Consider the following 23,793-nt stretch of genomic DNA (forward strand, 5'->3'; position numbering starts at 1 on the left):
GAATGAAGAAAGGGAAGTACGTGTCGTCAGATACCTCCGATGCCCGCCCGCCCCACTCCGACGCCAACACCGCCAGCCACAGTGAGTCGGAGAACCCGGTCATCGACTCCCCCAAGCCGCAGTCGCACGCGCCGCGGACCAACCAGGACTGGTGGCCAGAGCAGGTCGACGTCTCGGTGCTGCACAAGCAGCCGGCCAAGGGCAACCCGCTCGGCGAGGACTTCGACTACGCCGCAGAGTTCGCCAAGCTCGACGTCGACGCGCTCAAGGCCGACGTCCTGAACGTCATCACCACCTCCCAGGACTGGTGGCCCGCCGACTACGGCAGCTACGCAGGCCTGTTCATCCGCATGAGCTGGCACGCCGCGGGCACCTACCGCATCTTCGACGGACGCGGCGGCGGCGGCCAGGGCTCCCAGCGGTTCGCGCCGCTCAACAGCTGGCCCGACAACGCGAACCTCGACAAGGCGCGCCGCCTGCTGTGGCCCGTCAAGCAGAAGTACGGCAACAAGATCTCCTGGGCCGACCTGATCGTGTTCGCGGGCAACGTCGCGCTCGAGTCCGCGGACTTCGAGACCTTCGGCTTCGCGTTCGGCCGCGAGGACATCTTCCAGCCCGAGGAGATCCTCTTCGGCCAGGAGGACACCTGGCTGGGCACCGACGCCCGCTACGGCGGCACCAACGACAGCGACCGCAAGCTGGCGGAGCCCTTCGGCGCCACCACCATGGGTCTGATCTACGTCAATCCCGAAGGCCCCGAGGGCAAGCCGGATCCGCTGGCCGCCGCCCACGACATCCGCGAGACCTTCGGCCGCATGGCCATGAACGACGAGGAGACCGCCGCACTGATCGTCGGCGGCCACACGCTGGGCAAGACCCACGGTGCCGGTGACGGCGACCTCGTCGGCCCGGAGCCCGAGGGCGCCCCGATCGAGCAGCAGGGTCTGGGCTGGAAGTGCGCGTTCGCCTCCGGCAAGGCCGGCGACACGATCACCAGTGGCCTCGAGGTCGTCTGGACCGACAAGCCGACCAAGTGGAGCAACCGCTACCTGGAGATCCTGTACGGGAACGAGTGGGAGCTGACCAAGAGCCCCGCAGGCGCATGGCAGTTCGAGGCAAAGGACGCCGAGGCGATCATCCCTGATCCCTTCGACCCGACCAAGAAGCGCAAGCCCACGATGCTGGTCACCGACGTCTCGATGCGCGTCGATCCCATCTACGGCAAGATCACCCGCCGCTGGCTCGACCATCCCGAGGAGATGAACGAGGCCTTCGCGAAGGCTTGGTACAAGCTGCTCCACCGCGACATGGGCCCGGTCAGCCGCTTCCTCGGCCCGTGGGTCGCCGAGCCGCAGCTGTGGCAGGACCCGGTGCCCGCGGTCGACCACCCGCTGGTCGACGAGTCGGACATCGCCTCGCTGAAGAGCAAGGTGCTCGACTCCGGCCTGACGGTTCAGCAGTTGATCAAGACGGCGTGGGCGTCCGCCTCGAGCTTCCGTGGCACCGACAAGCGCGGCGGCGCCAACGGCGCACGCATCCGTCTCGAGCCGCAGCGCAGCTGGGAGGCCAACGAGCCCGCCGAGCTGGCCAAGGTGCTGCCCACGCTGGGTCAGATCCAGCAGGACTTCAACGCCTCGGCCTCCGGCGGCAAGAAGATCTCGCTGGCCGACCTGATCGTGCTGGCCGGTTCCGCAGCGGTCGAGAAGGCCGCCAAGGACGCGGGTTACGAGATCAACGTGCACTTCGCGCCGGGTCGCACCGACGCGTCGCAGGAGCAGACCGACGTCGAGGCGTTCCAGGTCCTCGAGACGCGGGCCGACGGGTTCCGCAACTACGTCCGCCCTGGCGAGAAGACGGCATTGGAGCAGCAGCTCGTCGAGAAGGCGTACTTCCTGGACCTCACGGCTCCGGAGATGACCGTCCTCGTCGGTGGTCTGCGTGCGCTGAACGTCAACCACGGTGGCTCCAAGCACGGTGTCTTCACCCAGACGCCGGGTGTGCTGACGAACGACTTCTTCGTCAACCTGCTCGACATGAGCACCGAGTGGAAGCCGTCGCAGAACTCGGAGAACGTCTACGAGGGCCGCGACCGCGCCACGGGCGAACTCAAGTGGACCGCCACGGCCAACGACCTGGTGTTCGGCTCAAACTCGGTGCTGCGCGCCCTGGTCGAGGTCTACGCCCAGGACGACGGCAAGGGCAAGTTCGTCGAGGACTTCGTCGCAGCGTGGGTCAAGGTCATGAACAACGACCGGTTCGACCTCGAAAAGTTCTGATCTGATTGACGAGGACACCCGCGTGCCGATCGGCGCGCGGGTGTCTTCGTGTTCGGGGGTCTCAGCCGCCGGTGAGCAGGCGCTGCGCCGCGCGGGTGAGCCGACGCCTGGGCCAGCCGAACGCCCCGTCGGACGCCAGCGCGGCTCGGGCGGCGTTGCGTCCGCACACGCCGTGCACGCCGCCGCCGGGGGTGGCGCCGGCGCTGCCGAGGAACACGTTCTCCACGTGCGTCTCGGCACGGCCGAGCCCGGGAGCGGGCCGGAAGATCAACTGCTGGAACAACTGTGACGTGCCGCCGTTGACGGCTCCGGTGTGCAGGTTCGCGTCGCTGGCCTCCAGGTCGGACGGCCGTTGCACCAGCTTGCCGACGATGTTGTCGCTGAAGCCGGGGGCATGCTGCTCGAGCACGTCGTCGACGCGGGCGCCGAGTTCGTCGGCCGACGCGTCGTCGGACAGTCCGCGCGGCAGATGCGTGTAGGCCCAAGCACTCTCGGTGCCCGCAGGCGACCGCGTCGGGTCGGCCGTCGTCATCTGACCGAACAGCATGAACGGCAGCTCGGGCAGCGTCCGCGTGTTGAGGTCCGCCATCCAGCGGATCAGCCCGTCGTGGTCGGCGCCGAGGTGCACGGTACCGGCGCCGGCCAGGCTCTTCGAACGCCACGGGATCGGTTCGCGCAGTGCGTAGTTGATCTTCAGCACCGGGGTGTCCCAGACAAAGCGGTCGAGGCCGTCCGCGAATGCCCGCGGCAGTCCCTCGGCGGGTAGCAGCTTCTGGTACAGCTGCGGCGCAGAGGTGTCGGCGACGACGGCCTTGCGGCAGCGCACCGTGCGGCCGTCGGCGGTCCGGACGGCGACTGCACGGCCGCCGCTGACCTCGATCGCCTCGACCGGCCGACCGCACTCGACACGCGCGCCCGCCGCCTCGGCGCGTCGCACCATCGCCGCGGTGAGTTCGCCGGCTCCGCCCACCGGAACCGGGAAACCGCCGTCCTGGGCCATCATGATCAGCAGATAGCCCATCACGCCGCTACCGGGTGCGTCGATCGGAACGTCGGCGTGCATGGCGTTGCCCAGCAACAACAGTCGGGCCGCGTCGCCATCGAACAGGTGCTGCGCCATCACGCCCGCGGGCATCAGCAGCTGGTGCACCAACCGCAGCGCGTCGGCGGTGCCGAGCTTGCGCAGCAGACCGGTGGCGCCGCGTACCGGAGGGAACGGCGCGAACAGGGCGGCCAGGAGCGGGTCCTTGATGCGCTGATACTGCTCGAAGAGGTCGCACCAGCGTCGTCCGTCGCCGGGCTGGTTGCGGTCGAGAAGTGCTGCGGTGGAGTCGATGTCGCGGTAGATGACGGGCGCGTCCTCGTCGTCGGCGTCACGCGCGTGCCCCACGACGGCCGGTGAGTGTGCCCATTTCAGCCCGTGGTCTTCGAGGTTGAGGTTGCGCAGCGCGGGAGAGGCGACCGACAGCGGGTAGAACGCGCTGTAGAGGTCGGTGACGTACCCGGGTACGACCTCCTTGCTCTTGATCGCGCCGCCCGGTTCCTCCTGCGCTTCGAGCACGGTGACGTCCCACCCCGCTTCGGCGAGCAGGGTCGCGGCCACCAGCCCGTTGTGTCCTGCGCCGATGACGACGGCGTCGACGGTTTCGGTCACGCCGCGTCACTCGTCATTCGGGAGGTCCTTGGGCAGCTTGCGCTCGGCGAGAGCCGCGAGCCGCCAGGTGCATTCGCGGTTGCGTGGGAACGCCGCGGCGAGCGACGCGCGCTTGGGCAGCCAGTTCAGGGGCGGGGTGATCGGGACCTCGGCCATCTCGATGCGGCAGCCGCCGCCGTCGACGTCCGAGAGGGTCAGAGTGATCCGGGCCTTGCCGAACGGCCTGCCGTTGGCGACCATCACCAGCTTTTCGCCGGGGATGCACTCGACGCTCACCGTGCTGTCGTCCAGGAGCACCGGCCACACGCCGACGGAGTGCCGGATGGTGCTGCCCGGCTGCGGCCACTCCGGGTCCACCGCCCGCATGCGGCTGTTGCCGACCACCCACTGCGAGTAGGTCCAGCCGTCGGCGATCACGTCCCATACCCGGTCGCGGCTGGCGGTCGTGGTGCGCTTGACCGTGAGGCTGCTCTCCAGTTCCTCGGGTTGCGCCATCAAAGCATTCCTTTCCTGGTCACCGGCCAGTTAGCTACCCGGCGGGCTGATCATCAAACACCGGTACCGGCCAGTACCGGAGCCCACGCCTCGGGTGTGACGGGCGCATCACTGGGTATCGGGAGGTCATGGAGTTCCACGGCACGGCCGTCGGTGCGGCGGCCCCTTCAGTACCGTCGATGACATGAGTACGCCCGCACCGACGTTCGTCCTCGACGACCTGTTCGCGCGCGATCTGCCCGAGATGTCGGTCCCGTGGCAGGCGGCCGACGCGCCCGACGCGCGACTCGTGGTCCTCAACGAACCGCTGGCCGCCGACCTCGGTCTCGACCCCGGGTGGCTGCGCAGTCCCGACGGCGTCGGCTTCCTCATCGGCACGTCCGTTCCCGACGGCGCGCGCCCTGTTGCGCAGGCCTACTCCGGGCACCAGTTCGGCGGACTCGTCCCGCGTCTGGGTGACGGCCGCGCACTCCTGCTCGGCGAGATCGTCACCGCCGACGGCCGCCGTCGCGACATCCATCTCAAGGGCTCGGGGGCGACGCCGTTCTCGCGCGGCGGGGACGGACTCGCGGCGGTGGGGCCGATGCTGCGCGAGTACGTGATCAGCGAGGCCATGCACGGGCTCGGCATCCCCACCACCCGCTCGCTGGCGGTCACGGCGACCGGCCAGCGGGTGTTCCGCGAGACGCCGTTGCCGGGTGCGGTGCTGACCCGCGTTGCGAGCAGTCACCTGCGGGTCGGCAGCTTCGTCTACGCCGCGCTCACCCGCGACGCCGGACTGTTGCGCAGGCTCGCCGACCACGCCATCGCCCGTCACCACCCCGAGGCCGCGAACGCCGAACGGCCGTACCTGGCGCTGTTCGAGTCGGTGGCCGCCGTGCAGGCCGAGTTGATCGCGCGCTGGATGCTGGTCGGATTCGTGCACGGCGTGATGAACACCGACAACATGACGATCTCCGGCGAGACCATCGACTACGGCCCGTGCGCGTTCATGGATGCGTTCGACCCGGTGACGGTGTTCAGCTCGATCGACCACGCCGGGCGCTACGCCTACGGCAACCAACCCGCCATTGCGGCATGGAATCTCGCGCGGTTCGCCGAGACGCTGCTGTCGCTGATCGACGACGACCAGGACAGGGCCATCGAGCTGGCCACCGAGGCGCTCGGCGGTTTCGGCCCGCGCTACGAGGCGGCGTGGACCGCGGGCATGCGGGCCAAGCTCGGCCTGTCTCACGTCGACGAGGCCGCGGCGGGCCCGCTGGTGACCGATCTGCTCGAGCTGCTCGCCGGCAGCCACGTCGACTACACGTCGTTCTTCCGGTCCCTCGGCGCGGCAGCGCGCGGTGACTCCGAGCCTGCGCGCGGGGTGTTCATCGACCTCGCCGGCTTCGACGCGTGGCTGGGCCGGTGGCGGGCACTGTCACCCGACGTCGACGCCATGGACCGGGTCAACCCGATCTACGTCCCTCGCAACCACCTGGTCGAGGAGGCGCTCACCGCTGCCACGAATGGTGACGTGGAACCGTTCACGCGGCTGGTCGACGTCGTCGCCTCGCCGTACGAGCAGCGCGAGGGTCTGCAGCGCTACGCCGAGCCCGCGCCGGAGGACTTCGGCGCCTACCGGACGTTCTGCGGCACCTGACCCTCAGCCGTGCGCGGTGAGCATCACGTACTGGGCCGCCACCCGCTGGTGTGCGTCGGGTAGCTCCTTGCCCTGCACCTCGATGGCGTACCTGCCGGCGGGGGCCACGCAGTAGAACCCCGCGGGGAACTTCAGGCAGCGGCTGTCGGGCAGCCCGGGCACCGGGTCGGCGGCCTCGACGCCGTTGGTGGACACCTCGACGCCGAACGCGTCGGCGACGTTGGCCGCGGCCGACTCGTCCCTGGCCTGGTAGACGTTGGCGTCCGCCATCGCGACGGCGTCGACGCCGTTGTCGGTGAACAGCTCCTTCGAGCCCACCGGGTTGCTCTGGAAGTGCAGGGCGCCGCGCAGCGAGTACACCGCGTTCTTCGTCGTCGGCGTCTCGGGCCCACCGGGAACGGTGCGCGCGAGTAGCCCAGTCGGGTCGAGTGGGACGTCGGCCATGGCGTCGATCGCCCCTGGCGTGAACTCGTCGATCGCCGGGCGCTGCTTGTCGATGGCCGAGGCGACGGCCTTCGCCGCGGCCTCCACGCCGTCGACCGACTGGGCCACCTGCATCAGCACGTACGTGCCGTGCGGGGTGAACGACCGGACGGCGGCCCACGTCTTGCCAGAGCCGTGCGGGGTGAAGGGGTAGGTGGAGGCGAGCGCATCGGGATGGTCGGGGATCTCCGTGGGCGTCGGGGCCTTGCCCTGGATCTGCTGCTGCGCTCCCGCGCCGTTCATGTCGGCGCTGGCCGCCTTCGCCGCCTCGGCGTCGGGGAAGCGCAGGACGGCGTTGACGAGCACCAGTTTCTCCGGTGCCTGCCGCGCGGAGGCGAACCCGTTGACCATGCCGCGCTGGTCGGCTGCGGCGGCGATCTGCGGCGGCCCGAGCTGTTCGAGGGCCTTGCCGCTGTTCAGCAGGAAGGTGCCCCCGAGGTACGGCGCGATGGCGGCCTCGTCGACGTCCCATGGACCGACGACGTAGTCGGCCATGTGCTGGGCGTCGACGACCACGCCGGTCGCCGGTAGACCCGCGTTGCCCAGGGGCGGACGCGGCGCCGTCGGGTACCTCCCGGCGTCCAATCGATCCGGGCTGACGACCGAGGGTTTCGGCGATGCGCCAGTGCTCTCGGCGCCGGAACTGCCGTCGGCGTTTTGCGAGCCACCACCACACCCGGCCAGCAGCAGCGCACAGGCCACCAGGGCCCCGAATCTCAGTCTCTGGCTAGACACGGTGCCAATCTAGCGTTCGGAGAGCGTCTTTCGCGTTGTTTCGTGTCAGGCGCGTGACGCGCTGCCGCGCAGCCATTGGTCCCAGGGCACGCTCCAGTCGCCGTTCTGCCACTGTTCGAGCGGTTTGCCACCGGTGTTGCGGATTTCGACGACGTCACCGGGCTGGGACAGTTCGTAGAACCACTTGGCGTTGTCCATGCTCAAGTTCAGGCATCCGGCCGAGACGTTGCGGTTGCCCTGTGCCCACACCGTGGCCTCGCGCTCGTGCAGGTAGATCCCGTCGGGGCTGATGCGCGTGGCGTACGGGACGCTGATCCGGTAGCCGGCCGACGACGAGACGGGCAGACCGTAGGTCGAGGAGTCCATCAGCACCGGATTGGCCTTGTCCATCACGGTGTAGACGCCCGGCTGGGTCCAGAAGTGGATGCTCTTCCCGCCGACGTTCGTGGTGCCGCCGCGGCCCATCGACGTGGGCATCGTCCGCGCCAGCTTGCCGTCGATGAACACACTGACCTGCTTGGTGACGTCGTCGGCGATCGACACGTGGGAGCGGCCGATCCGGAACGACACCTGCCGGTCCTCCTGCCCGTACACGCCGTCGCCGAGGTCGACGCCGTAGACGTTGGCCTTGACCGTCACCTGGGTGCCCGACGGGAAGTACTCGCGCGGCCTCCAGTGCGCCTTGCTGTCGCTGATCCAGGTCCACGCGCCCTCCACGGGAGGCGACGTCTCGACGACGAGCCTGCGCTGAGCTGCTGCGCGGTCGCCAACCGAGGCGTCGAACTGGGCCACCACGACGGTGCCGACGCCGTAGGTGCCGCCGTTGGAGAGCCGGGTTCCGGCCGTGGTGTTCAGCGAGACGTCGAGCAGCAGGTCCGGGTCGACGGTCGAGAAGTCCGACTTCTGCGTCGTCGTGGTGCCGTCGGTTCCCCTCGCGGTGACCGCCAGGGTGTAGTCGCGGCCGTAGCCGAGTGGTTCGGTCGGCCGCCACGTGCGCCGGTCCTGCGAGAGGGAGCCCTGCACGGTGCGGCCCGCAGCGTTGGTCATGCGCACTTCCGTCAGCGTCCCCGAGGAGGCCCTTACGCCGACGCCGTCACCGGGGGCGACGTCCTCTGCACCGGATGCGGGTGTGATCTCGACGGCGGCCGGTTCGCGCGCCGGCAGCAACACCCCGTTCTTTGCCGCCGCGACGTTCGACGCGGCGGTATCCGAGGGGACCGCCGCCGTCGACGATCCGCTCTGCGACGCCATCACCAGGGTGGCGATGACGCCGACGACCATCAGCATCAGCAACCGATGTCGGGGGTGCGCAGTCAACTCAAATCTCCGAAGGTCGGTAGGTAGGACGAGCGTACCGGCATCACGGCGTCCCCGCAGACACGCTGGACCCGGCGACGCCGAATCGTGATGCAGCGAACGGAGATTGGGCCGTTCAGCGCAACGGAAGCACCGAGGCCCCGCGCTGGCGCAGCATGTCGGTCAGCAGCTCGCTCTCGGCGGACTGGGTGGCCGACATCCGTCGGGCCAGGTCGCGCACGTAGCCCGTCTCGGCGTGTTCGGCGCCCACGGCGAGCATCTCGGCGCCACCCTGGTGGTGGCGCAGCATCAGCTGCAGGAACAGCACGTCGCGGTCGGCTGGCGTGGCGGCGCGCAGACGGGCGAGTTCCGTTGCGTCGGCCATCCCCGGCATCGTGGCCACCGGCCCGTGCGCAGCCCCGTGCGAGCCGTGCCCACCGCCCATCCACGCCATGTGTCCGCCGGTCGGCAGCAGCGGCTCGTCCCACGCCGTCAGCCAGCCCTGCATGCGGCCGATCTGGTTCTGCTGCGTGGTGAGGATGTCGAACGCGAGGTTCTTCACGGCGGGGTCGGCGCCGCCGGTCAACTCGGTGGCCGCCATGTCGACGGCTTGGTCGTGGTGGACCGACATGTCCTGCAGGAATCCGACGTCGATCAGGCCTGCGGCGGGCGGGTCGGCGTCACCGCGCAGCAGGAAGCCGAAGCCGACGCCCACGGCGACCAGCAGCACGGCCCCGAGCGGGAGCCACCTCACCTGCTATTCCGTGACCGGCGCGGCGTCCGGTCCCGGCGGGTTGGGGTCGAACGGCGGCGGGTTGTTCACGTCGAAGGACGGCGATGCGCAGCTGGCCCCGGGCTCCGGGTAGGCGCTCTCGTTGAGCCGCAGCGCCTCGATGAACTCGACGAGTCGCGGGTCGCTCGGATCGTCGAGCTTGAGCTGATGTCCCCAGGACTGGATCGAGATGGGGGTGTCGAGGCCCGGGTAGGGCGACATCAGCGTGTACGGCTGGCCCTCGACCATCGCCGAGAGCACGTCGATCTGGTCGGCGGTCGCTACGTCGGGGTTGTACGTGATCCACACCGCGCCGTGCTCGAGCGAGTGCACGGCGTTCTCGGATCGGATGGCGGTCGGGTAGACGACCCCGGTGCACGTCGCCCAGATCTGGTCGTGCGTGCCGCCGAACGGCGGCGACTGGTCGTAGGCGACCCGCTTGGGCGCCTCGACGTGATCGCCCGCGGGGTACTCGATCTCGACGACGCCCGGGATGTCGCCGGCTGGATCGGAACTGGCGTCGGAGGCGGCCTGCTGGTCGTCGCCCGAGGACCGCGAACCCAGCGTCACCCACAGCACCGCGCCGATGACCGCGACGACCACCACCGCGATGATCGTGCCCCAGGGCATGCCTGCGAACATCCGCGACGTGGGTCGGTCCTCTGCCATGCGCCCACTGTATCGAGCGGATTTACCAGAGGGTTCCGGTCGCAGGCGAGATCAGGAAGCCGTGCGCGTCGTTCGCCGTCTCGCAGTGCACGGTGGGGCCTGCCTTCACCGCGCACCGCGTCGCACCGTTGGTGAGGCGGTGTCCCTCGGGGAGAACCGCCACGTCGCGGGTGAAGCTGGGCGACGCGGCGCGGACGTAGGACGCAGGCTGGTTGCCCTCGATCGCGGTCTGGTTGGTGCCGGGCGGCGCGTCGCGGGGCACGATGTCGCAGCCGACGATGCGGCCGATCGGCCCGATCCCGCAGCCCTGTCCCGCGCTGACCCTGAAGAACACCCAGCCCGGGTCGCTCTCGACGGTGTGGGGGCCTTCGCCCAGCGGGTACTTGTCGACGCCGTTATCGCGGCCCGGCGTCGCCTCGGCGCTGGCGGTCCCGGACTCCGACGACGGCTCCGATGACTCCGCGTCGTTCGGGCCACCGCACCCGCTCAGCGTCAGCGCGACCGCCAGTGCCGTCAGTAACAGCCCCGGGTGAAGGAGCCGTCGCATCTAGCCGATGCCGATCGGCGTGACGTCACCCGTCTGGTCGCGCGGGTCGATCAGGATCTTGGCGTGCGTCTCCGGGTCGCCGAGCGCGTCGAAGGCGGCGGCCACCCCGGCCAGACCGACCGTTCCGGTGACCAGCGGGGTCGCGTCGACCTTGCCGTCGGCGAGCATGTGCAGCGTGTCGCGGAACTCGAGCGGCGTGTAGCCGAAGACGAACCGCATGTCGATCTCCTTGCCACTGGCCATCGCGGGCCGCAGCTGGTCGGCGCCCATGCAGACGCCCACCACCACGACGAGCGAGGCGAGCGGCGCGGCGGCGATGACGCCGTCGAGCATGCCTGGTACGCCGACGCATTCGAAGATCACCGGGCGGCTCGGCCCGGCCGCGCCGAACCTGTCCGCCACGCGGTACAGGTGCGACCAGCCCGGCACCTTGCGCAGCTTCTCCATCGACCCCACGCCCAGTTCGTAGAGCGCGGGCGCCGACGTCAGCACGCCGCGCTTGCCGTCGAGCGCGGCGTAGGGCGACTCCGACGCCGGGTCGACGACGACGTGCGCGCCACATCTCGCGGCCAGCGCCCGGCGGCCTGCCGAGAAGTCGCTGGCGACGATCGTGCCGACGCCCATCGCCGCGAGGTGGGCGATCACGGCGAGGCCGACCGGACCGCAACCGATCACGACGGCCACGTCGCGCTTGCCGATGTCGCTGCGCCGCACTGCGTGCAGGGCCACGGCCATTGGCTCGGTGAGGGCCGCGACGTCCGGCGACAGCCCGTTGGGCACGACGAACGACATGGCGGCCTCGGCGAGCACCTGTTCGGCGTAGGCGCCGGGCGCCTTCGGCGACAGCCCGGTGAGGTGGACGCCGCCGGCGGCACGCACCAAGGGGAAGGAGACGACCAACTTCCCCGGTGCGAACTCCTTGGCCGCGCCGCGTCCGCGCTCGGCCACCTCGCCGCAGAACTCGTGGCCCATCACCACCGGCGTGTCCCCACGCATGAAGTCCTCGTACCGGACGGCGCTCATGACGTCGGTCAGTTCGTCGGCGTGGTCCTTGGCGTGCAGGTCGGAGCCGCAGATGCCGCACCGGCGCACGTCGAGCAGTAGTTGGCCTGGCGCCGGGCGGGGTGCCGCGACGTCGACGACGGACAGTTCCCCGTGCACACAGCTGACGGCCTTCACGTCGTCAGTATCCATGCAGCGACGTCCGCGCGGTTCAGGTCTGGGCGGCTCGGGGCTCCGTACGCGGCAGCGCCCGCACCGCGGTGCGGATCGCGAAGTAGATCAGCGTCGAGGTCACCAGGAACACGGGCCACCCCATGGCGATGCGCGCGACGGCGAGCAGCCCCGCCTGGTCGGTGTCGTAGAGGTAGTACTGCACCGAGAAGCGCGTCCACGAGACGACGGCCATGACCACCGTCGCGATGTCGAAGGCGGTCCGCACCCGGGGCAGCCGCCGCCACGAGTCGTCGCGACCGGTGAGCCACGCCCACCCGACGCCGACGAGCGGTCTGCGGATGACGACCGACGCGGTGAACAGGATGGCCAGCGCGAGGTACATCCAGATGCCCGGCAGGTAGAAGTCCTTCGCCCGGCCGGTGAGGAGGGCGAACGCCCCGCACACCACCACGCCGACGAAGCCGAACAGCGCGGGCCGCAGCGTCTCCTTGCGGAACAGCTGCCAGGCGAACACCAGCCCCGCCACGCCGAGCGCCGCGGCGATCGCGTGCGGCAGTCCCAGTGCGGTGTTGGTGGCGGCGAACGTCGTGACCGGCAGCGCGGTGTAGAGCAGCCCGCGGATCCCGCCGCCGCGGGCCAGCAGCGCGTCGACCGGCGCCCGTCCTTCGCTCACCCAGCCGAGCGTACCGGCGGGACGGGTCCGCCCATCCCGTCGAGCAGGGCCAGGACCTTGGTGGTGGTGGCCCAGTTCCGGATGGTCATCAGCCGGTACTCGCGGGCCGCGAGGATCTTGTTCATCAACGTCTTCGTGCGCTGCGCCTCCAGCCGGGAGAAGTACACGACGTCGGGTCCCGGCCAGGCGTGGTCGACGCCGTCGCGCAGCCGCACGATCTCCATGGTCTGCTCCGCGGTCAGCGGTTGCTTGAGGAAGACGCAGTCCCGCAGGTGGGTGTCCGCCTGGGCCAGGAACTCGGGCGGAGCCTGCTCGACGACCGTGCGGAGCTGGCGGTGGGATCGCACCACGACGACGGGTGGGGTCTGGAGGCGGTCGTCGAGAAGGCGTTCGATGCGATGCTCGAGCGTCCGCTGTGGCGCGGTCGTCTCGAACACGACGTTGCCGGACTGAATGTAGGTGCCGACCCGCTCGAAGCCGTCGTCGGTGAACGCCGTTCGCAGCTCTGACATCGAGAGCTTGTTGCGTCCGCCCACGTTGATGCCGCGCAACAGCGCCGCGTATCGCTTCGGCCCCACCAACCGGACGCTACCTGAGGCACCGGTACGCGACACGTGCCGTGATACTGAGTGACATGGCGGATCGCAACGTGCTGGGTGGCCCTCTGGAACCCTGCGGCACGGAGCCGATGACCGGCTTCTACCGCGACGGGTGCTGCAGCACCGGGCCGCAGGACGTCGGCCTGCACACCATCTGCGGGGTGGTGACGACGGAGTTCCTGTCCCACCAGCGCTCGATCGGCAACGACCTCGCCACGCCGATGCCGCAGTACTCGTTTCCCGGCCTCGTGCCGGGCGACCGTTGGTGCGTGACCGCGGTGAACTGGTTGCGCGCCCAGCTCGACGGTCACGCGTGTCCGGTGGTGCTGGCCTCCACCCACGAGCGGACCCTCGAGGTGGTCCCGCTTGAGGTGCTCCGTCAGCACGCGGTCGACGTGCCCGACGACGCGGCGGGCTTGTAGTGCAGGCAATCCCCGTGATTGCACTGACCGGTTACCTGGGCGCGGGCAAGACGACGTTGCTCAACCACGTGCTGCGGGCGCCGGGAGCACGAATCGGCGTGGTGATCAACGACTTCGGGGAACTCAACGTCGATGCCGGCCTGGTGACGGGGCAGGTCGACGAGCCCGCTTCGATCACCGGCGGCTGCATCTGCTGCCTGCCCGACGAGGGTGGGCTCGACGAGGCGCTGGCGAAGCTCGCCGAACCCAAGCTGGGTCTCGACGCCATCATCGTGGAGGCGAGCGGCCTGGCCGACCCCATCGCGATCTCGCGGATCATCCGGTTCAGCGGTGTCGAGCACGTCCGCCCGGGCGGGGTGGTCGACGTCATCGACGCTGCCACCCACTTCGACACCGTCGACAAGGTCGACGCGCCACCTGCCAGGTACGGCGCCGCGTCGCTCGTCGTGGTCAACAAGCTCGACCAGCTGCCGGAGGAGTCCCGCGATGCGGCGCTCGCGCGCATCGAAGGCCGTGTGCGGGAACGCAATCCGGACGTCCACGTCGTGGGAGCAGTCGCCGGGCGCGTCGACCCCGCGCTGCTCTACGACATCGGCGGCGACACCGACGGCTCCGGCCAGCTCTCATTCCGCGAACTGCTGATCGACGGCGAGCGCGCCCACGCCCACGCAGGCGAACCCGAACACGTCCACGCCGACTCGGTGACGGTGATCGGGGACGGCTCCGTCGACCCCGGCGCCCTCGTGGACCTGCTCGAGCATCCACCGGCCGGGGTGTACCGGCTCAAGGGCACGGTCGCGGTGCGGTATCGCGCCCGCGTGCGGCACTACGTCGTCAACGTGGTCGGAACGTCGATCCACGTGATGACCGCACCGCCGCGCTCGCGCGGCAACAACCTGGTGGCGATCGGGACGCACCTCGACGTCGACGACGTGCGGCGCAGGCTGGAGCTGGCACTGGCGGCGTCCGACGAACACTCCGCCGTCGGCGTGCGGCGGCTGCAGCGCTACCGGCAGCTCAGTATCTGAAGTCTAGCGATGCAGCGGCTCCCGGCCCGGTGGCTGCTGGGGCGGCGCGAGCAGCGGCTTGCGCTTCTCCAGCGCGACGGTCGTCGGCGCGTGCGTGGTCAGCTCGAGGTCCTCGCCGTCGTGGCGGATCGTCAGCTCACCGTCCGGGCCATCCCGCAACGTGTAGGTCACCTCGTCGGAGGTGACGTCGATGATCAGCCGGAAGTTGCGCCAGCGCAGACGGAATCGCAGACGCGTCACCGCAGATGGCAGTTGGGGCGCGAACGCCAGCACGCCCTCGTCGTCGCGCAGTCCGCCGAAGCCCGCGACCCACGCCGTCCACGCGCCTGCGAGCGAGGCCATGTGCAGCCCGTCGCGGGTGTTGTGGTGCAGGTCGCGCAGATCGATCAACGCGGCCTCGTAGGCGTAGTCGTGTGCGAGTTCGAGATGCCCGACCTCGGCGCACATCACGGCCTGCGTGCACGCCGACAGCGACGAGTCGCGGGTGGTCCGGCGTTCGTAGTAGTCGACGTTGTGCGCCTTCTGCTCCGGCGTGAATGCGTGTCCCTGCCAGTGCATCGCGAGGACCAGGTCGGCCTGCTTGATCACCTGCGCGGGGTACAGCCGGACGTAGGGTTCGTGCAGCAGCAGCGGATACTCGGTGTTCTCTTCGAACTTCCACTCCCGCAGCGTCGTGAAGCCCTCGCACTGCTCGTGCACGCCCAGGTCTTCGTCGAACGGGATGTGGACGGCCGCAGCGGCATCCCGCCACGCGACGGTCTCCTCGGTGGTCACGCCGCGGTCACTCGCCTGCACGGGATGGCGCAGGCACGCCTCGGCGGCGATGCGCAGGTTGTGCGCTGCCATGAGATTGGTGAAGACGTTGTCGCGGACGACTGCGGTGTACTCGTCGGGCCCCGTGACCCCGGCCAGGTGCCAGATCCCGTGACGGTCGCGGTGGCCCAGCGACATCCACAGCCGGGCGGTGTCGATCAGCACGTCGAGACCGCACTCGGCTTCGAGCGATTCGTCACCGGTCACCAGGCGGTAGCGGTCGAACGCCATCGCGATGTCGGCGTTGACGTGCCAGCCCGCGGTGCCTGCCGGCCAGTACGCCGAGCACTCCTGCCCGCGAATGGTCCGCCACGGGAAGCTCGCGCCGTCGAGGTCCAGCTCGGCGGCGCGCTCGCGGGCGAGGTCGAGCGTGGAGGCCCGCCACCTCAGCGCATCCGCCGCGGCCTCCGGCGCGGTGTAGGTGAGCAGCGGGAGCACGTATCCCTCGGTGTCCCAGAAGGCGTGCCCGTCGTAACCGGTGCCGGTCAATCCCTTGCCGGGGATGGCGCGGCGCTCGGCGCGGGCACTGGCCTGCAACACGTGAAAGATGCCGAAGCGCAGGGCCTGCTGCGATTCGGGGTCGCCCTCCAACTCGACGTCGGCGCCGTCCCAGAACTCGTCGAGGTACTTGCGTTGCGCGTCGAGCAGTCCCTGCCAGCCCGTGTACCGGGCACCAGCGATGCCGCCTGCCACCTGGTCGCGAAGTGCGGGCCGCGACCGCAGGCTCGACCACCCGTATGCCAGGAACTTGACGATCCGCAGCTTCTGTCCGGGACGCAGGCCGCAGATGACGGTGGTCCGCGCCCAGTCCTCCCCCGCATCGGTGTCGACCTCCACCCGGCCCGGCACCTCGACGAGGTGGTCCATCGCGGCAGCCATGGTGAGTCCGCTGGACTTGGTGCGGTGCAGGAGAACCGCACCGCGCTCGGCGATCTCGAACCCGACCGACTCGAGCGGCTTGCGCAGTACGGCGGACACGCGGGGGTCGTCGGACGCCTCCGGCTGGTCCTCGTTGGCGACCAGCTCGGATTGCACTGTGACGCGGGTGAATTCATCGACCGCTTCGACGGTGTACTCGATGGCGGCGATGCTGCGCAGGGTGAGCGACACCAGACGCGTCGACGTGATCAGTATTTCCTTGCCGGCGGGCGAGCGCCAGCAGGCCTTGCGGGTCAGCGTGCCCGCGCGGAGGTCGAGCACCCGTTCGTGCTCGCTCAGCTGTCCGTACCGCACGTCGAACGGCTCGTCGTCGACGATCAGCCGCAGGATCTTGCCGTTGGTGACGTCGATCAGCGACTGACCGTCCTCGGGGTAGCCGAAGCCCGCCTCGGCGTACGGCAGCGGACGGGTCTCGTAGAACGAGTTCAGGTAGGTGCCAGGAAGTCCGTGCGGCTCACCCTCGTCGAGGTTGCCGCGCAGTCCGACGTGACCGTTGGACAGCGCGAAGATCGACTCCGATTCGTCGATGTGGTCGAGGTCCAGCGCGGTCTCGCGGACGTGCCAGGGTTCGACGGGGTATGCGTCGTGGCGGGTCACGCGGTGGCGTCCATCAGGTCGGCGAGGTCTGTGACGACGACGTCGGCACCGTTGTCGCGCAACGCCTCCGCCTGACCCACGCGGTCGACGCCGATCACGATCCCGAAGTGTCCGGCCCGGCCGGCCTGAACCCCGGCGATCGCGTCCTCGAAGACGGCGGCTTCGCCCGCAGGCACGCCGAGCAGCTCCGCGCCCCGCAGGAACGAGTCGGGCGCCGGTTTTCCGGGGATGCCCTCGGCCCGCATCGTGATCGCGTCGACGCGCTGTCCGACGTACTGCGCCAGGTCGGTGATCCGCAGCACCTCGGCGGTGTTGGCGCTCGACGATACGACGGCGATCGCCAGGCCGGCCGCGTGCGCCGCCTTCACGTAGGTGCGCGATCCCTCGAAGACCTCGACGCCATCGCCGTGCAGGACTTCCTGGAAGAGGGCGTTCTTGCGGTTCCCGAGCCCGAAGACGGTCTCGGCGTCGGGCGGATCGTCAGGCGTGCCGTCCGGCAGCGTGATGCCGCGGCTGGCCAGGAACGAGCGGACGCCGTCCTCGCGCTTCTTGCCGTCGACGTAGGTCCCGTAGTCCGCGCCGACGTCGAACGCCTGGAACGGGTCGCCGCCGTCGGCGGCCCGCGCCCTGAGGAATTCGTCGAACATCGTCTTCCACGCGCGACGATGCACGCTGGCGGTGTCGGTGAGCACGCCGTCCAGATCGAACAGACACGCACGAACTCCCTCGGGAAGACCCAGCATGGCAGGGCCTATACCCACTTCGGCTGATCTTTAGAGGGCTAGCCGTTTGCTCTGGTCCGCCGGGTGACTGTTTCGTGCGCGTCGAACGTCGCCCTGTCGTCGGGACCCGTGCCGAAGAAGCAGTACACGCCACCGTCGGCGTTGGATACGAAGCGGATGCTGGTGACCACCATCCAGCGCGCGCCGAGTTCGTCGGCGATCTCGTCACCGGTGGCGACCTCCGCAGGCGAGATTTGCTCCGCGGTCGTCGTCGTTGCCATTGACGTGTGATACCCAGCGGCGACGCGCTGACACGTGCCTGATTTCCCCGTTCATTTCCATTGATCTTTCTCAGGCGTTAATTTTTAGGTCTTAGCTTGCCGGGAGGGTATTGGTGAACGTGTCGACACCGCCGTGGCGGTCATGGCTGCTCAAGACGCTGACGATCGTGGCGTGTCTTGCAGTCGCGTGCGCCGGGGCCAGTTTGCAGGCCTCGGACCGTCCCGCCGCCCCGCCACGGCTCGCGTCGGCTGCGGTGGTGCACACCGCGGCCATCGTGCCGACCAACGTCACCGTCGGGCTGGCCGACCCCATGCTGGGCTTCCTGTCCGATGCGGATCTCCACCGGCAACTGGATCTGATGGTCTCGATCGGTGTGACCAGCCTGCGGATCGACGTCCCATGGGTGGCCGTGCAGCCGACGCGCTTCGGCGGCTACGACTGGTCCAAGGCCGACCGCGTCATCAACGCCGCGGCGGCTCGCGGGATCGGCGTACTCGGCATCCTCGGTCAGCCGCCGGCCTGGGCGGCCGCGCCCGGCACCCCGGAACTGAGTGGCAGGCCAGCCTCGGCGACGGCGTTCGCGCAGTACGCGAAGGCCGTCGCGACGCGGTATCGCGGCAAGATCTCCGCCTACGAGATCTGGAACGAGCCCAACATGCTGTCGTTCTACAAGCCGTATCCGGACCCGGTCGGCTACACGGCGCTCCTGCGGGCCGCGTACCCCGCGATCAAGGGCGCCGATCGCAACGCCATCGTGGTGGGCGGCGTCCTCGCGGCAGCCGTGGACACGGCTTACTCGATCGACCCGGTCACGTTCGTGCAGCGGATGTACGCCGCAGGCGCGAAGCCCTACTTCGACGCGCTGTCCTACCACCCGTATCAGCACGGTCTGAAGTTCTCCGAGGGTGGACCGTGGGTCGACGCCCCCTTGAACCAGGGCCTGCGCATCCGCCAGTTGATGATCGACTACGGCGATTCGGGCAAGAAGATCTGGGCCAGTGAGTACGGCGTGCCCACCGCCCTGCAGGACGAGGCGACTCAGGCCGCGTTCATCGCCGATCTGATCTCGACGTGGCGGACGGTCGACTTCACCGGACCGGTCTTCGTCTACACGATGCGCGACAAGCTCACGGGCAGTACCGATCCCGAGGACACGTTCGGCATCTTCCGCTCCGACTGGACGGCCAAGCTTGCGGTCGACGTCATCCGGCAGGCGGTGGGCGGGTCCCCCGCGGCGATCGCGATGGTGACCCGTGCGGTGCTCGGCGACCAGGTTGCCGGCGCGGTTGCCGAGCCGGTTCCGTCGGTGTCCACGTTGGTGCGAGAAGCCTTGACCGCGGCCGTATCGGCGATCGTGCGCGTCGTCGCCGACGTCGTCACCCGCGTCGTCGCCACCATCACGCGATTCGTCCCGGCACCCGCCGCGCCCGCACCCGCGGCCCCCGCATCCGCCGCCCGACGGGCGGTCGAGTCCACGGCCGTCGCACCGATTCAGGCGCCTCGGGAGGCTTCGGCTGAGGACGCGTCGAGCGACGAGTCCGAGCCGGAGGCACCGCGGAAGTCCCGGCACGAGACGTCAACCTGGGGGTCGGAGACGACGCGGGACTCGAAGGCTGCGGATTCGGAGAAAGCGGACACTGAGACTGCGGACTCGGAGACGCCGGACGAGCCGGCTGCGGACACCACCGCCCAGGAAGCCGCGACAGAGGATTCCGCCAGCGCTGATCCGGCTCCGGCTTCGGACACCGCCGCTTCAGACTCTTCCGGCTCGGATTCCGACTCGGGCTCAGATTCGGGAGACGGCGCGGCCTAGCCGGTCAGTCCGATTCGCCGTACTCGTCGAACCAGTACGCCAGTTTGCCGCGGCGGCTGACCGCGCGCAGCCGCGATTCGGCGGCGGGACGCGTCGAGCTGGTGGTGACGATCAGCAGTTCGTCGCCCACCTCGATGCGGGTGTCGGGCAGCGGCACGAACGTGTGGCCGTCGCGGATGATCAGGGTGATGACGGCTGGGTCGGGCAATCGTAGTTCGAGGATCGTCACGCTGTGTAGACGCGACTCCGGCTGCACGGTCATGGTGAGAAGTTCTGCGTCGAGCACGTCCAGGGGCGCCGCCTCGACCTGGATCTCCCGGGTCGATTCGGGGGTGATGAGGCCCAACGCGCGGGCGAGGGGTCGCAGGCTCGGGCCCTGCACGAGGGTGAAGACCACTACCAGGATGAACACGATGTTGAGCAGCCGGGCGCTGTCGGGGACGCCGGCGACGATCGGGAACGTGGCGAGCACGATGGGCACCGCGCCGCGCAGCCCGGCCCACGACAGGAAGGCCTGCTCGCGCCACGGCAGTCGGAAGCCGACCAGCGAGACGACGACCGACAGCGGCCGCGCGACCAGCAGCAGGACGAGGCCGATGACGATTGCCGGGACGACGTCGGGCGCCAGTTCACTCGGGTCGACGAGCAGCCCAAGGAGTACGAACAGCCCGATCTGTGCCAGCCAGCCGAACCCCTCGGCGAATGATCGGGTGGCCGATCGGTGTGGCAGCCCGGAGTTCGCGAGTACGACGGCGGCCAGGTAGGCGGCGAGGAACCCGCTGGCGTGCACGGTCCCCGCGGCGGCGAAGGCGACCAGCCCGAGGCCGAACGTCGCGATCGGGTACAGGCCCGATGCGGGCAGCGCTATCCGGCGCAGCGTGGCGGCGCCCAGGAAGCCGAACGCCAGGCCGATCGCCGCGCCCGCGACCAGCTCGTAGATCACGTGGGAGATCAGGCCCTCGGGATCGAACACGAACGGCACGACGCTGAACATCAGCACGAGGATCACGGCGGGCGCGTCGTTGAAGCCGGACTCCGCCTCGAGCAGACCGGCCACCCTGCGCGGCAGCGGCAGCACGCGCAGCACGGAGAACACGGCGGCGGCATCGGTCGACGAGACGATCGCGCCGACGAGGAGCGCCAACTGCCAGTCCATGGCCAGCAGGAAGTGCGCCCCGACGGCGGTGATGACCGTGCTGGTCAGGATGCCTACGGTGGCCAGCGCGCCTGCGGGCGCCAGCACCTTGCGAATGTCGGAGAAGCGGGTGGTCAGACCGCCTTCGACGAGGATCACCGCAAGACCAGCCGTGCAGACGTTGCGGGCGAGTTCGACGTCGTCGAAGTCCAGCCCGAGGCCGTCCTCGCCGACCGCGACGCCGACGAGCAGGAAGAACAGCAGGCTGGGAAAGCCGACGCGGGTCGCAACGCGCGTTCCGACGATGCTGGCCAGCAGCACCAAGCCGCCGATCAACAGCGCCAGGTACAGCTGCTGCAAGGTCAAGTGGCATCCCGGCTAGACGTGGTCGCGTTCGAGGGTGTCAGTAAATCAGCACGACGGCCGTCGAGCGTGGTCGTCGTCCGCGCCAGTGCCGACTCGTACCGGGTCGCGATGCGGGAGGATGGGCGTGTGGCGGAGCGCAAGATGCGAATCGGTATCGCCGGCGCGGGCAACGTCGGCCGCTCCGTCGCGCGCGAACTGCTCGAGTACGGCCACAAGGTGCTGCTGATCGAGCGTGAGCGACGGCGGTTCGAACCCTCCACCGTGCCCGGTGCGGACTGGCTCAACGCCGACGCCTGCGAACTCACGGCCCTGCAGGAGGCAGGCGCACAGACGTGCGACGTGCTGATCGCGGCGACCGGTGATGACAAGGCCAACCTGGTGGTGGGGTTACTCGCGAAGACGGAGTTCGGGGTGCCGCGGGTGGTGGCGCGGATCAACGAGGTCCGCAACGAGTGGCTGTTCAGCCAGGCGTGGGGCATCGACGTGGCGGTGTCCACGCCGGGCGCTCTGGTCGCGGGCATCGAGGGCGCGATCGACGTGGGCCACCTGATCCGGCTGATGGGCCTGCGCGAGGGCCGGGCGGATCTGGCGAAGATGACGCTTCCCGCGACCAATCCGCTGGTCGGTCAGCGAGTGGGCGACCTCGAACTACCGGGCAACACGGCCCTGGTGACCGTGGTCCGCGCGGGCGAGGTGATCCTGCCGCAGCCCGAACACGTGCTCGAGGCCGGCGACGAGATGTTGTTCATCTCAGACCACTCGGTACAGCGGTCCATCCAGGAGGCGATCCACAGCGCTGAATCGCCCTAGCGATCGCCGTCAGTACTTGCCGACGAGGTACATCACCAGGAACACGGCGATGACCAGGAAGACGATGCCCCCGACGACGGCGATGGCGATGCCGGTGACGCCGCTCGCGGTGAAGCGATTGCCCTTCGGAATCGGGTCCTTGTTCGCCGATTGCGACGTCGTGGCCGCGATCGGCGGAGTGTCACCGGGGGCCACGCCGCCACCCGGCTCGAGGCCCGGGATCTTCGCGTCCTCGGGATCGGGGTTGGTTGGTCGTCCAGCGGTGGTCATGGCGGGCGAGTACCCCGCTGCTCGACCGCCACACCTGGACTCGGCTCAAGTACTGCGCAGGGTGAGCACCGTGATCTCACTGGGAGCGAAGACGCGGAACGGCGGACCCCAGAAGCCCGTGCCGCGGCTGGTGTAGAGCTGCGTCCGTTCGCCGTGGCGGCTGAGGCCGTGCACGACGGGTTGATCGAGCCGGACCAGGAAGTTGAACGGCCAGATCTGTCCGCCGTGGGTGTGGCCAGAAATCTGCAGGTCCACCCCTGCCGCCACGGCCTGGCCGATCTGCTTGGGCTGGTGCGCGAGCAGCAGCACCGGCAGGTTGGGGTCGGTATTGGCAAGCGCTGCTTCGTGATTCGCACCGTGGCCGGGCTGACCCGATCCCCTGGCGGTGGCGTCGTCGACACCGGCGATCACGAGGCGGTCGCCGTCGCGTTCGACCACGATGTGCCGGTTGTGCAGTGTGTCCCAACCGATGTCGGCCATGTAGTCGACCCAGCCCTGGGCTTCGCCGATGTACTCGTGGTTGCCGGTGACGTAGACGCGGGCCAGTCGTGCGCGCGCATGCTCCAGCGGCCTGGACTGCGGCTCGCGGACCTCCGCGCCGCCATCCGCGATGTCGCCGACGTGGCAGAGGACGTCGGCGTCGAGTTCGTTGACGCGGTCGATCGTCCTTGCGGACCAACGGGATCGGTCGATCGGCCCGTAGTGGGTGTCGGTGATCATCACGACTCTTAGGCCGTCGAGCCCCCGGCCGAGCCGATCGATGTCGACGTCGACGTGCTTGACCCGCGGCACGCGCATCGCCTCGGCGTAGCCCCAGACGAGCAGCGTGGCGGCGACGACGAGCACCGACAGCGCGACGATGCGCGACCTCGCCGGATCGTCGACGCCGAACGCGAACAGTGCGAGGCGCAGCACCTGACCCAGCAGCGACCAGACGAAGAACACCCATACCGCACCGAGCAGGACGTCACCCGTGACGGCGGCCCAGTCGCGGTGCCGACGGCCGTGCCCAACGACCATCATCGTGGGCAGGGCCACCATCGCGCCCACGATGATGACGGTGCCCAGCGCGACTACTGCCGTGGGCCAATGGGTTCCGGCCGCGACGAGCGTCCACCACGGGAGCCCGAACAGCAGCAGCATGATGACCGAGACGACGACGAGGCGACGCCAGTGCCTACGCGGGCGGGCCTTCGCGACGGATTCGACCTCCGAGGCCGGGGTTTCCTGCATTTTCTCGAGCGTACCGGGGGTTTGGGTCGTTGCCGTTGCGCTGGTGGCGAAGGGTTGGCAGGCGACGAGTCGCGACGGTGTGGCGCTTGGCTGGATCGGCCGGGCACTACACGCTGGGTCCGACAAAGTGGGCGTTGTCGTATGCAGTCATCCCCAGTGCTGACTTCTTCCACAGCCTGGTCAAGGCAGCTTTTTGGTGCGGACTCGTGTCGTACCGGGGTTGTCTTGAGTCAAGGAGTTGGCAGGATTTCCAGGTTAATGGGGTTCAGGTAGGCCTGTTGTGGGGTGCGGTCCTGGATGGCTTGGTGTGGTCGGATGGTGTTGTAGATGACGCGAAAGCGGTGGG

General features: G+C 69.4%; 22 protein-coding genes. 6 read left to right on the top strand and 16 right to left on the bottom strand.

Going from position 1 to position 23,793, the window contains the following annotated elements; genetic code table 11:
- Positions 1-20 precede the first annotated feature (20 nt).
- Positions 21-2,276, top strand: a complete 2,256-nt coding sequence (gene katG / locus LOK44_RS21420; protein WP_237572089.1) for a catalase/peroxidase HPI — start codon at positions 21-23, stop codon at positions 2,274-2,276.
- Between the two features lie 61 nt (positions 2,277-2,337).
- Here katG and LOK44_RS21425 read toward each other — a convergent pair whose 3' ends face one another.
- Both LOK44_RS21425 and LOK44_RS21430 read right to left on the bottom strand, forming a co-directional pair.
- Entirely contained in the window at positions 2,338-3,930 is a 1,593-nt protein-coding gene (locus LOK44_RS21425) for a phytoene desaturase family protein (RefSeq protein WP_237572090.1), read from the bottom strand.
- Between the two features lie 6 nt (positions 3,931-3,936).
- Positions 3,937-4,425 (bottom strand): SRPBCC family protein, encoded by a 489-nt coding sequence (locus tag LOK44_RS21430; RefSeq protein WP_237572091.1) that lies wholly within the window; start codon positions 4,423-4,425, stop codon positions 3,937-3,939.
- A 184-nt stretch (positions 4,426-4,609) separates the two neighbouring features.
- Between LOK44_RS21430 and LOK44_RS21435 the strand changes: the two genes are divergently transcribed.
- Positions 4,610-6,067: a protein adenylyltransferase SelO gene (locus LOK44_RS21435; RefSeq protein WP_237572092.1), complete on the top strand. Its 1,458-nt coding sequence runs from the start codon at positions 4,610-4,612 to the stop codon at positions 6,065-6,067.
- Positions 6,068-6,070: 3 nt separating this feature from the next.
- Here the strand turns inward: LOK44_RS21435 and LOK44_RS21440 are convergent, their stop codons facing one another.
- From LOK44_RS21440 to LOK44_RS21475, 8 genes are all read right to left on the bottom strand, one after another.
- Entirely contained in the window at positions 6,071-7,285 is a 1,215-nt protein-coding gene (locus tag LOK44_RS21440) for a DUF7373 family lipoprotein (RefSeq protein WP_237572093.1), read from the bottom strand.
- A 45-nt stretch (positions 7,286-7,330) separates the two neighbouring features.
- Positions 7,331-8,602 carry a L,D-transpeptidase gene (locus LOK44_RS21445; RefSeq protein WP_372481284.1) on the bottom strand — a complete coding sequence of 424 codons (1,272 nt, stop codon included), beginning with the start codon at positions 8,600-8,602 and terminating at the stop codon, positions 7,331-7,333.
- 115 nt (positions 8,603-8,717) lie between these two features.
- Positions 8,718-9,335 (bottom strand): DUF305 domain-containing protein, encoded by a 618-nt coding sequence (locus LOK44_RS21450; protein WP_237572094.1) that lies wholly within the window; start codon positions 9,333-9,335, stop codon positions 8,718-8,720.
- A gap of 3 nt (positions 9,336-9,338) precedes the next feature.
- Complete coding sequence (locus tag LOK44_RS21455; RefSeq protein WP_237572095.1) at positions 9,339-10,022, bottom strand: thioredoxin-like domain-containing protein; 684 nt, start codon at positions 10,020-10,022, stop codon at positions 9,339-9,341.
- A 22-nt stretch (positions 10,023-10,044) separates the two neighbouring features.
- Entirely contained in the window at positions 10,045-10,569 is a 525-nt protein-coding gene (locus LOK44_RS21460; protein WP_237572096.1) for a hypothetical protein, read from the bottom strand.
- Positions 10,570-11,748: a zinc-binding dehydrogenase gene (locus LOK44_RS21465; RefSeq protein ID WP_237572140.1), complete on the bottom strand. Its 1,179-nt coding sequence runs from the start codon at positions 11,746-11,748 to the stop codon at positions 10,570-10,572.
- Positions 11,749-11,782: 34 nt separating this feature from the next.
- The gene (locus LOK44_RS21470) at positions 11,783-12,418 is read right to left on the bottom strand and encodes a DUF3159 domain-containing protein (RefSeq protein ID WP_237572097.1); all 636 of its coding nucleotides are present in this window, start codon (positions 12,416-12,418) and stop codon (positions 11,783-11,785) included.
- Positions 12,415-12,996, bottom strand: a complete 582-nt coding sequence (locus LOK44_RS21475; RefSeq protein WP_237572098.1) for a DUF1697 domain-containing protein — start codon at positions 12,994-12,996, stop codon at positions 12,415-12,417. The genes LOK44_RS21470 and LOK44_RS21475 overlap by 4 nt, the downstream gene beginning before the upstream one ends.
- A 56-nt stretch (positions 12,997-13,052) precedes the next feature.
- Between LOK44_RS21475 and LOK44_RS21480 the strand changes: the two genes are divergently transcribed.
- Both LOK44_RS21480 and LOK44_RS21485 read left to right on the top strand, forming a co-directional pair.
- Complete coding sequence (locus LOK44_RS21480) at positions 13,053-13,439, top strand: DUF2237 family protein (RefSeq protein ID WP_237572099.1); 387 nt, start codon at positions 13,053-13,055, stop codon at positions 13,437-13,439.
- Positions 13,439-14,467, top strand: coding sequence for a CobW family GTP-binding protein (locus LOK44_RS21485; protein ID WP_237572100.1), 1,029 nt, complete (start codon positions 13,439-13,441; stop codon positions 14,465-14,467). Before LOK44_RS21480 ends, LOK44_RS21485 begins: the two co-directional genes overlap by 1 nt.
- A 3-nt stretch (positions 14,468-14,470) precedes the next feature.
- Here the strand turns inward: LOK44_RS21485 and LOK44_RS21490 are convergent, their stop codons facing one another.
- From LOK44_RS21490 to LOK44_RS21500, 3 genes are read right to left on the bottom strand one after another with little or no spacing between them, the layout of a single operon-like run.
- Entirely contained in the window at positions 14,471-16,816 is a 2,346-nt protein-coding gene (locus LOK44_RS21490) for a glycoside hydrolase family 65 protein (RefSeq protein WP_237572101.1), read from the bottom strand.
- Entirely contained in the window at positions 16,813-17,559 is a 747-nt protein-coding gene (locus LOK44_RS21495) for a beta-phosphoglucomutase family hydrolase (protein ID WP_237572102.1), read from the bottom strand. Before LOK44_RS21495 ends, LOK44_RS21490 begins: the two co-directional genes overlap by 4 nt.
- A gap of 38 nt (positions 17,560-17,597) precedes the next feature.
- Entirely contained in the window at positions 17,598-17,819 is a 222-nt protein-coding gene (locus LOK44_RS21500; protein WP_237572103.1) for a hypothetical protein, read from the bottom strand.
- A 113-nt stretch (positions 17,820-17,932) separates the two neighbouring features.
- Between LOK44_RS21500 and LOK44_RS21505 the strand changes: the two genes are divergently transcribed.
- Positions 17,933-19,633 carry a glycoside hydrolase 5 family protein gene (locus LOK44_RS21505; RefSeq protein ID WP_237572104.1) on the top strand — a complete coding sequence of 567 codons (1,701 nt, stop codon included), beginning with the start codon at positions 17,933-17,935 and terminating at the stop codon, positions 19,631-19,633.
- A 4-nt stretch (positions 19,634-19,637) separates the two neighbouring features.
- On the opposite strand, the gene LOK44_RS21510 is transcribed toward LOK44_RS21505, so the two are convergent.
- Entirely contained in the window at positions 19,638-21,134 is a 1,497-nt protein-coding gene (locus tag LOK44_RS21510; protein ID WP_237572105.1) for a potassium/proton antiporter, read from the bottom strand.
- Between the two features lie 141 nt (positions 21,135-21,275).
- Between LOK44_RS21510 and LOK44_RS21515 the strand changes: the two genes are divergently transcribed.
- Positions 21,276-21,944: a potassium channel family protein gene (locus tag LOK44_RS21515; protein WP_237572141.1), complete on the top strand. Its 669-nt coding sequence runs from the start codon at positions 21,276-21,278 to the stop codon at positions 21,942-21,944.
- Positions 21,945-21,953: 9 nt separating this feature from the next.
- Here the strand turns inward: LOK44_RS21515 and LOK44_RS21520 are convergent, their stop codons facing one another.
- Positions 21,954-22,214 (bottom strand): DUF6480 family protein, encoded by a 261-nt coding sequence (locus LOK44_RS21520; RefSeq protein ID WP_237572106.1) that lies wholly within the window; start codon positions 22,212-22,214, stop codon positions 21,954-21,956.
- Between the two features lie 45 nt (positions 22,215-22,259).
- Positions 22,260-23,447: a metallophosphoesterase gene (locus LOK44_RS21525; RefSeq protein ID WP_237572107.1), complete on the bottom strand. Its 1,188-nt coding sequence runs from the start codon at positions 23,445-23,447 to the stop codon at positions 22,260-22,262.
- Positions 23,448-23,793: the final 346 nt, after the last annotated feature.

The organism is Mycolicibacterium lacusdiani, from assembly GCF_021916785.1.
In the GTDB taxonomy this organism is placed as follows: Bacteria; Actinomycetota; Actinomycetes; order Mycobacteriales; family Mycobacteriaceae; genus Mycobacterium; species Mycobacterium lacusdiani.

What these genes read in the sequence shown, in the direction of transcription:
- LOK44_RS21460 (WP_237572096.1), bottom strand. Translation starts at nt 10,569, where the DNA reads ATGCGACGGCTCCTTCACCCGGGGCTGTTACTGACGGCACTGGCGGTC.
- LOK44_RS21515 (WP_237572141.1), top strand. Translation starts at nt 21,276, where the DNA reads ATGCGAATCGGTATCGCCGGCGCGGGCAACGTCGGCCGCTCCGTCGCG.
- LOK44_RS21500 (WP_237572103.1), bottom strand. Translation starts at nt 17,819, where the DNA reads ATGGCAACGACGACGACCGCGGAGCAAATCTCGCCTGCGGAGGTCGCC.
- LOK44_RS21480 (WP_237572099.1), top strand. Translation starts at nt 13,053, where the DNA reads ATGGCGGATCGCAACGTGCTGGGTGGCCCTCTGGAACCCTGCGGCACG.
- LOK44_RS21525 (WP_237572107.1), bottom strand. Translation starts at nt 23,447, where the DNA reads ATGCAGGAAACCCCGGCCTCGGAGGTCGAATCCGTCGCGAAGGCCCGC.
- LOK44_RS21520 (WP_237572106.1), bottom strand. Translation starts at nt 22,214, where the DNA reads ATGACCACCGCTGGACGACCAACCAACCCCGATCCCGAGGACGCGAAG.
- LOK44_RS21455 (WP_237572095.1), bottom strand. Translation starts at nt 10,022, where the DNA reads ATGGCAGAGGACCGACCCACGTCGCGGATGTTCGCAGGCATGCCCTGG.
- LOK44_RS21435 (WP_237572092.1), top strand. Translation starts at nt 4,610, where the DNA reads ATGAGTACGCCCGCACCGACGTTCGTCCTCGACGACCTGTTCGCGCGC.
- LOK44_RS21495 (WP_237572102.1), bottom strand. Translation starts at nt 17,559, where the DNA reads ATGCTGGGTCTTCCCGAGGGAGTTCGTGCGTGTCTGTTCGATCTGGAC.
- LOK44_RS21430 (WP_237572091.1), bottom strand. Translation starts at nt 4,425, where the DNA reads ATGGCGCAACCCGAGGAACTGGAGAGCAGCCTCACGGTCAAGCGCACC.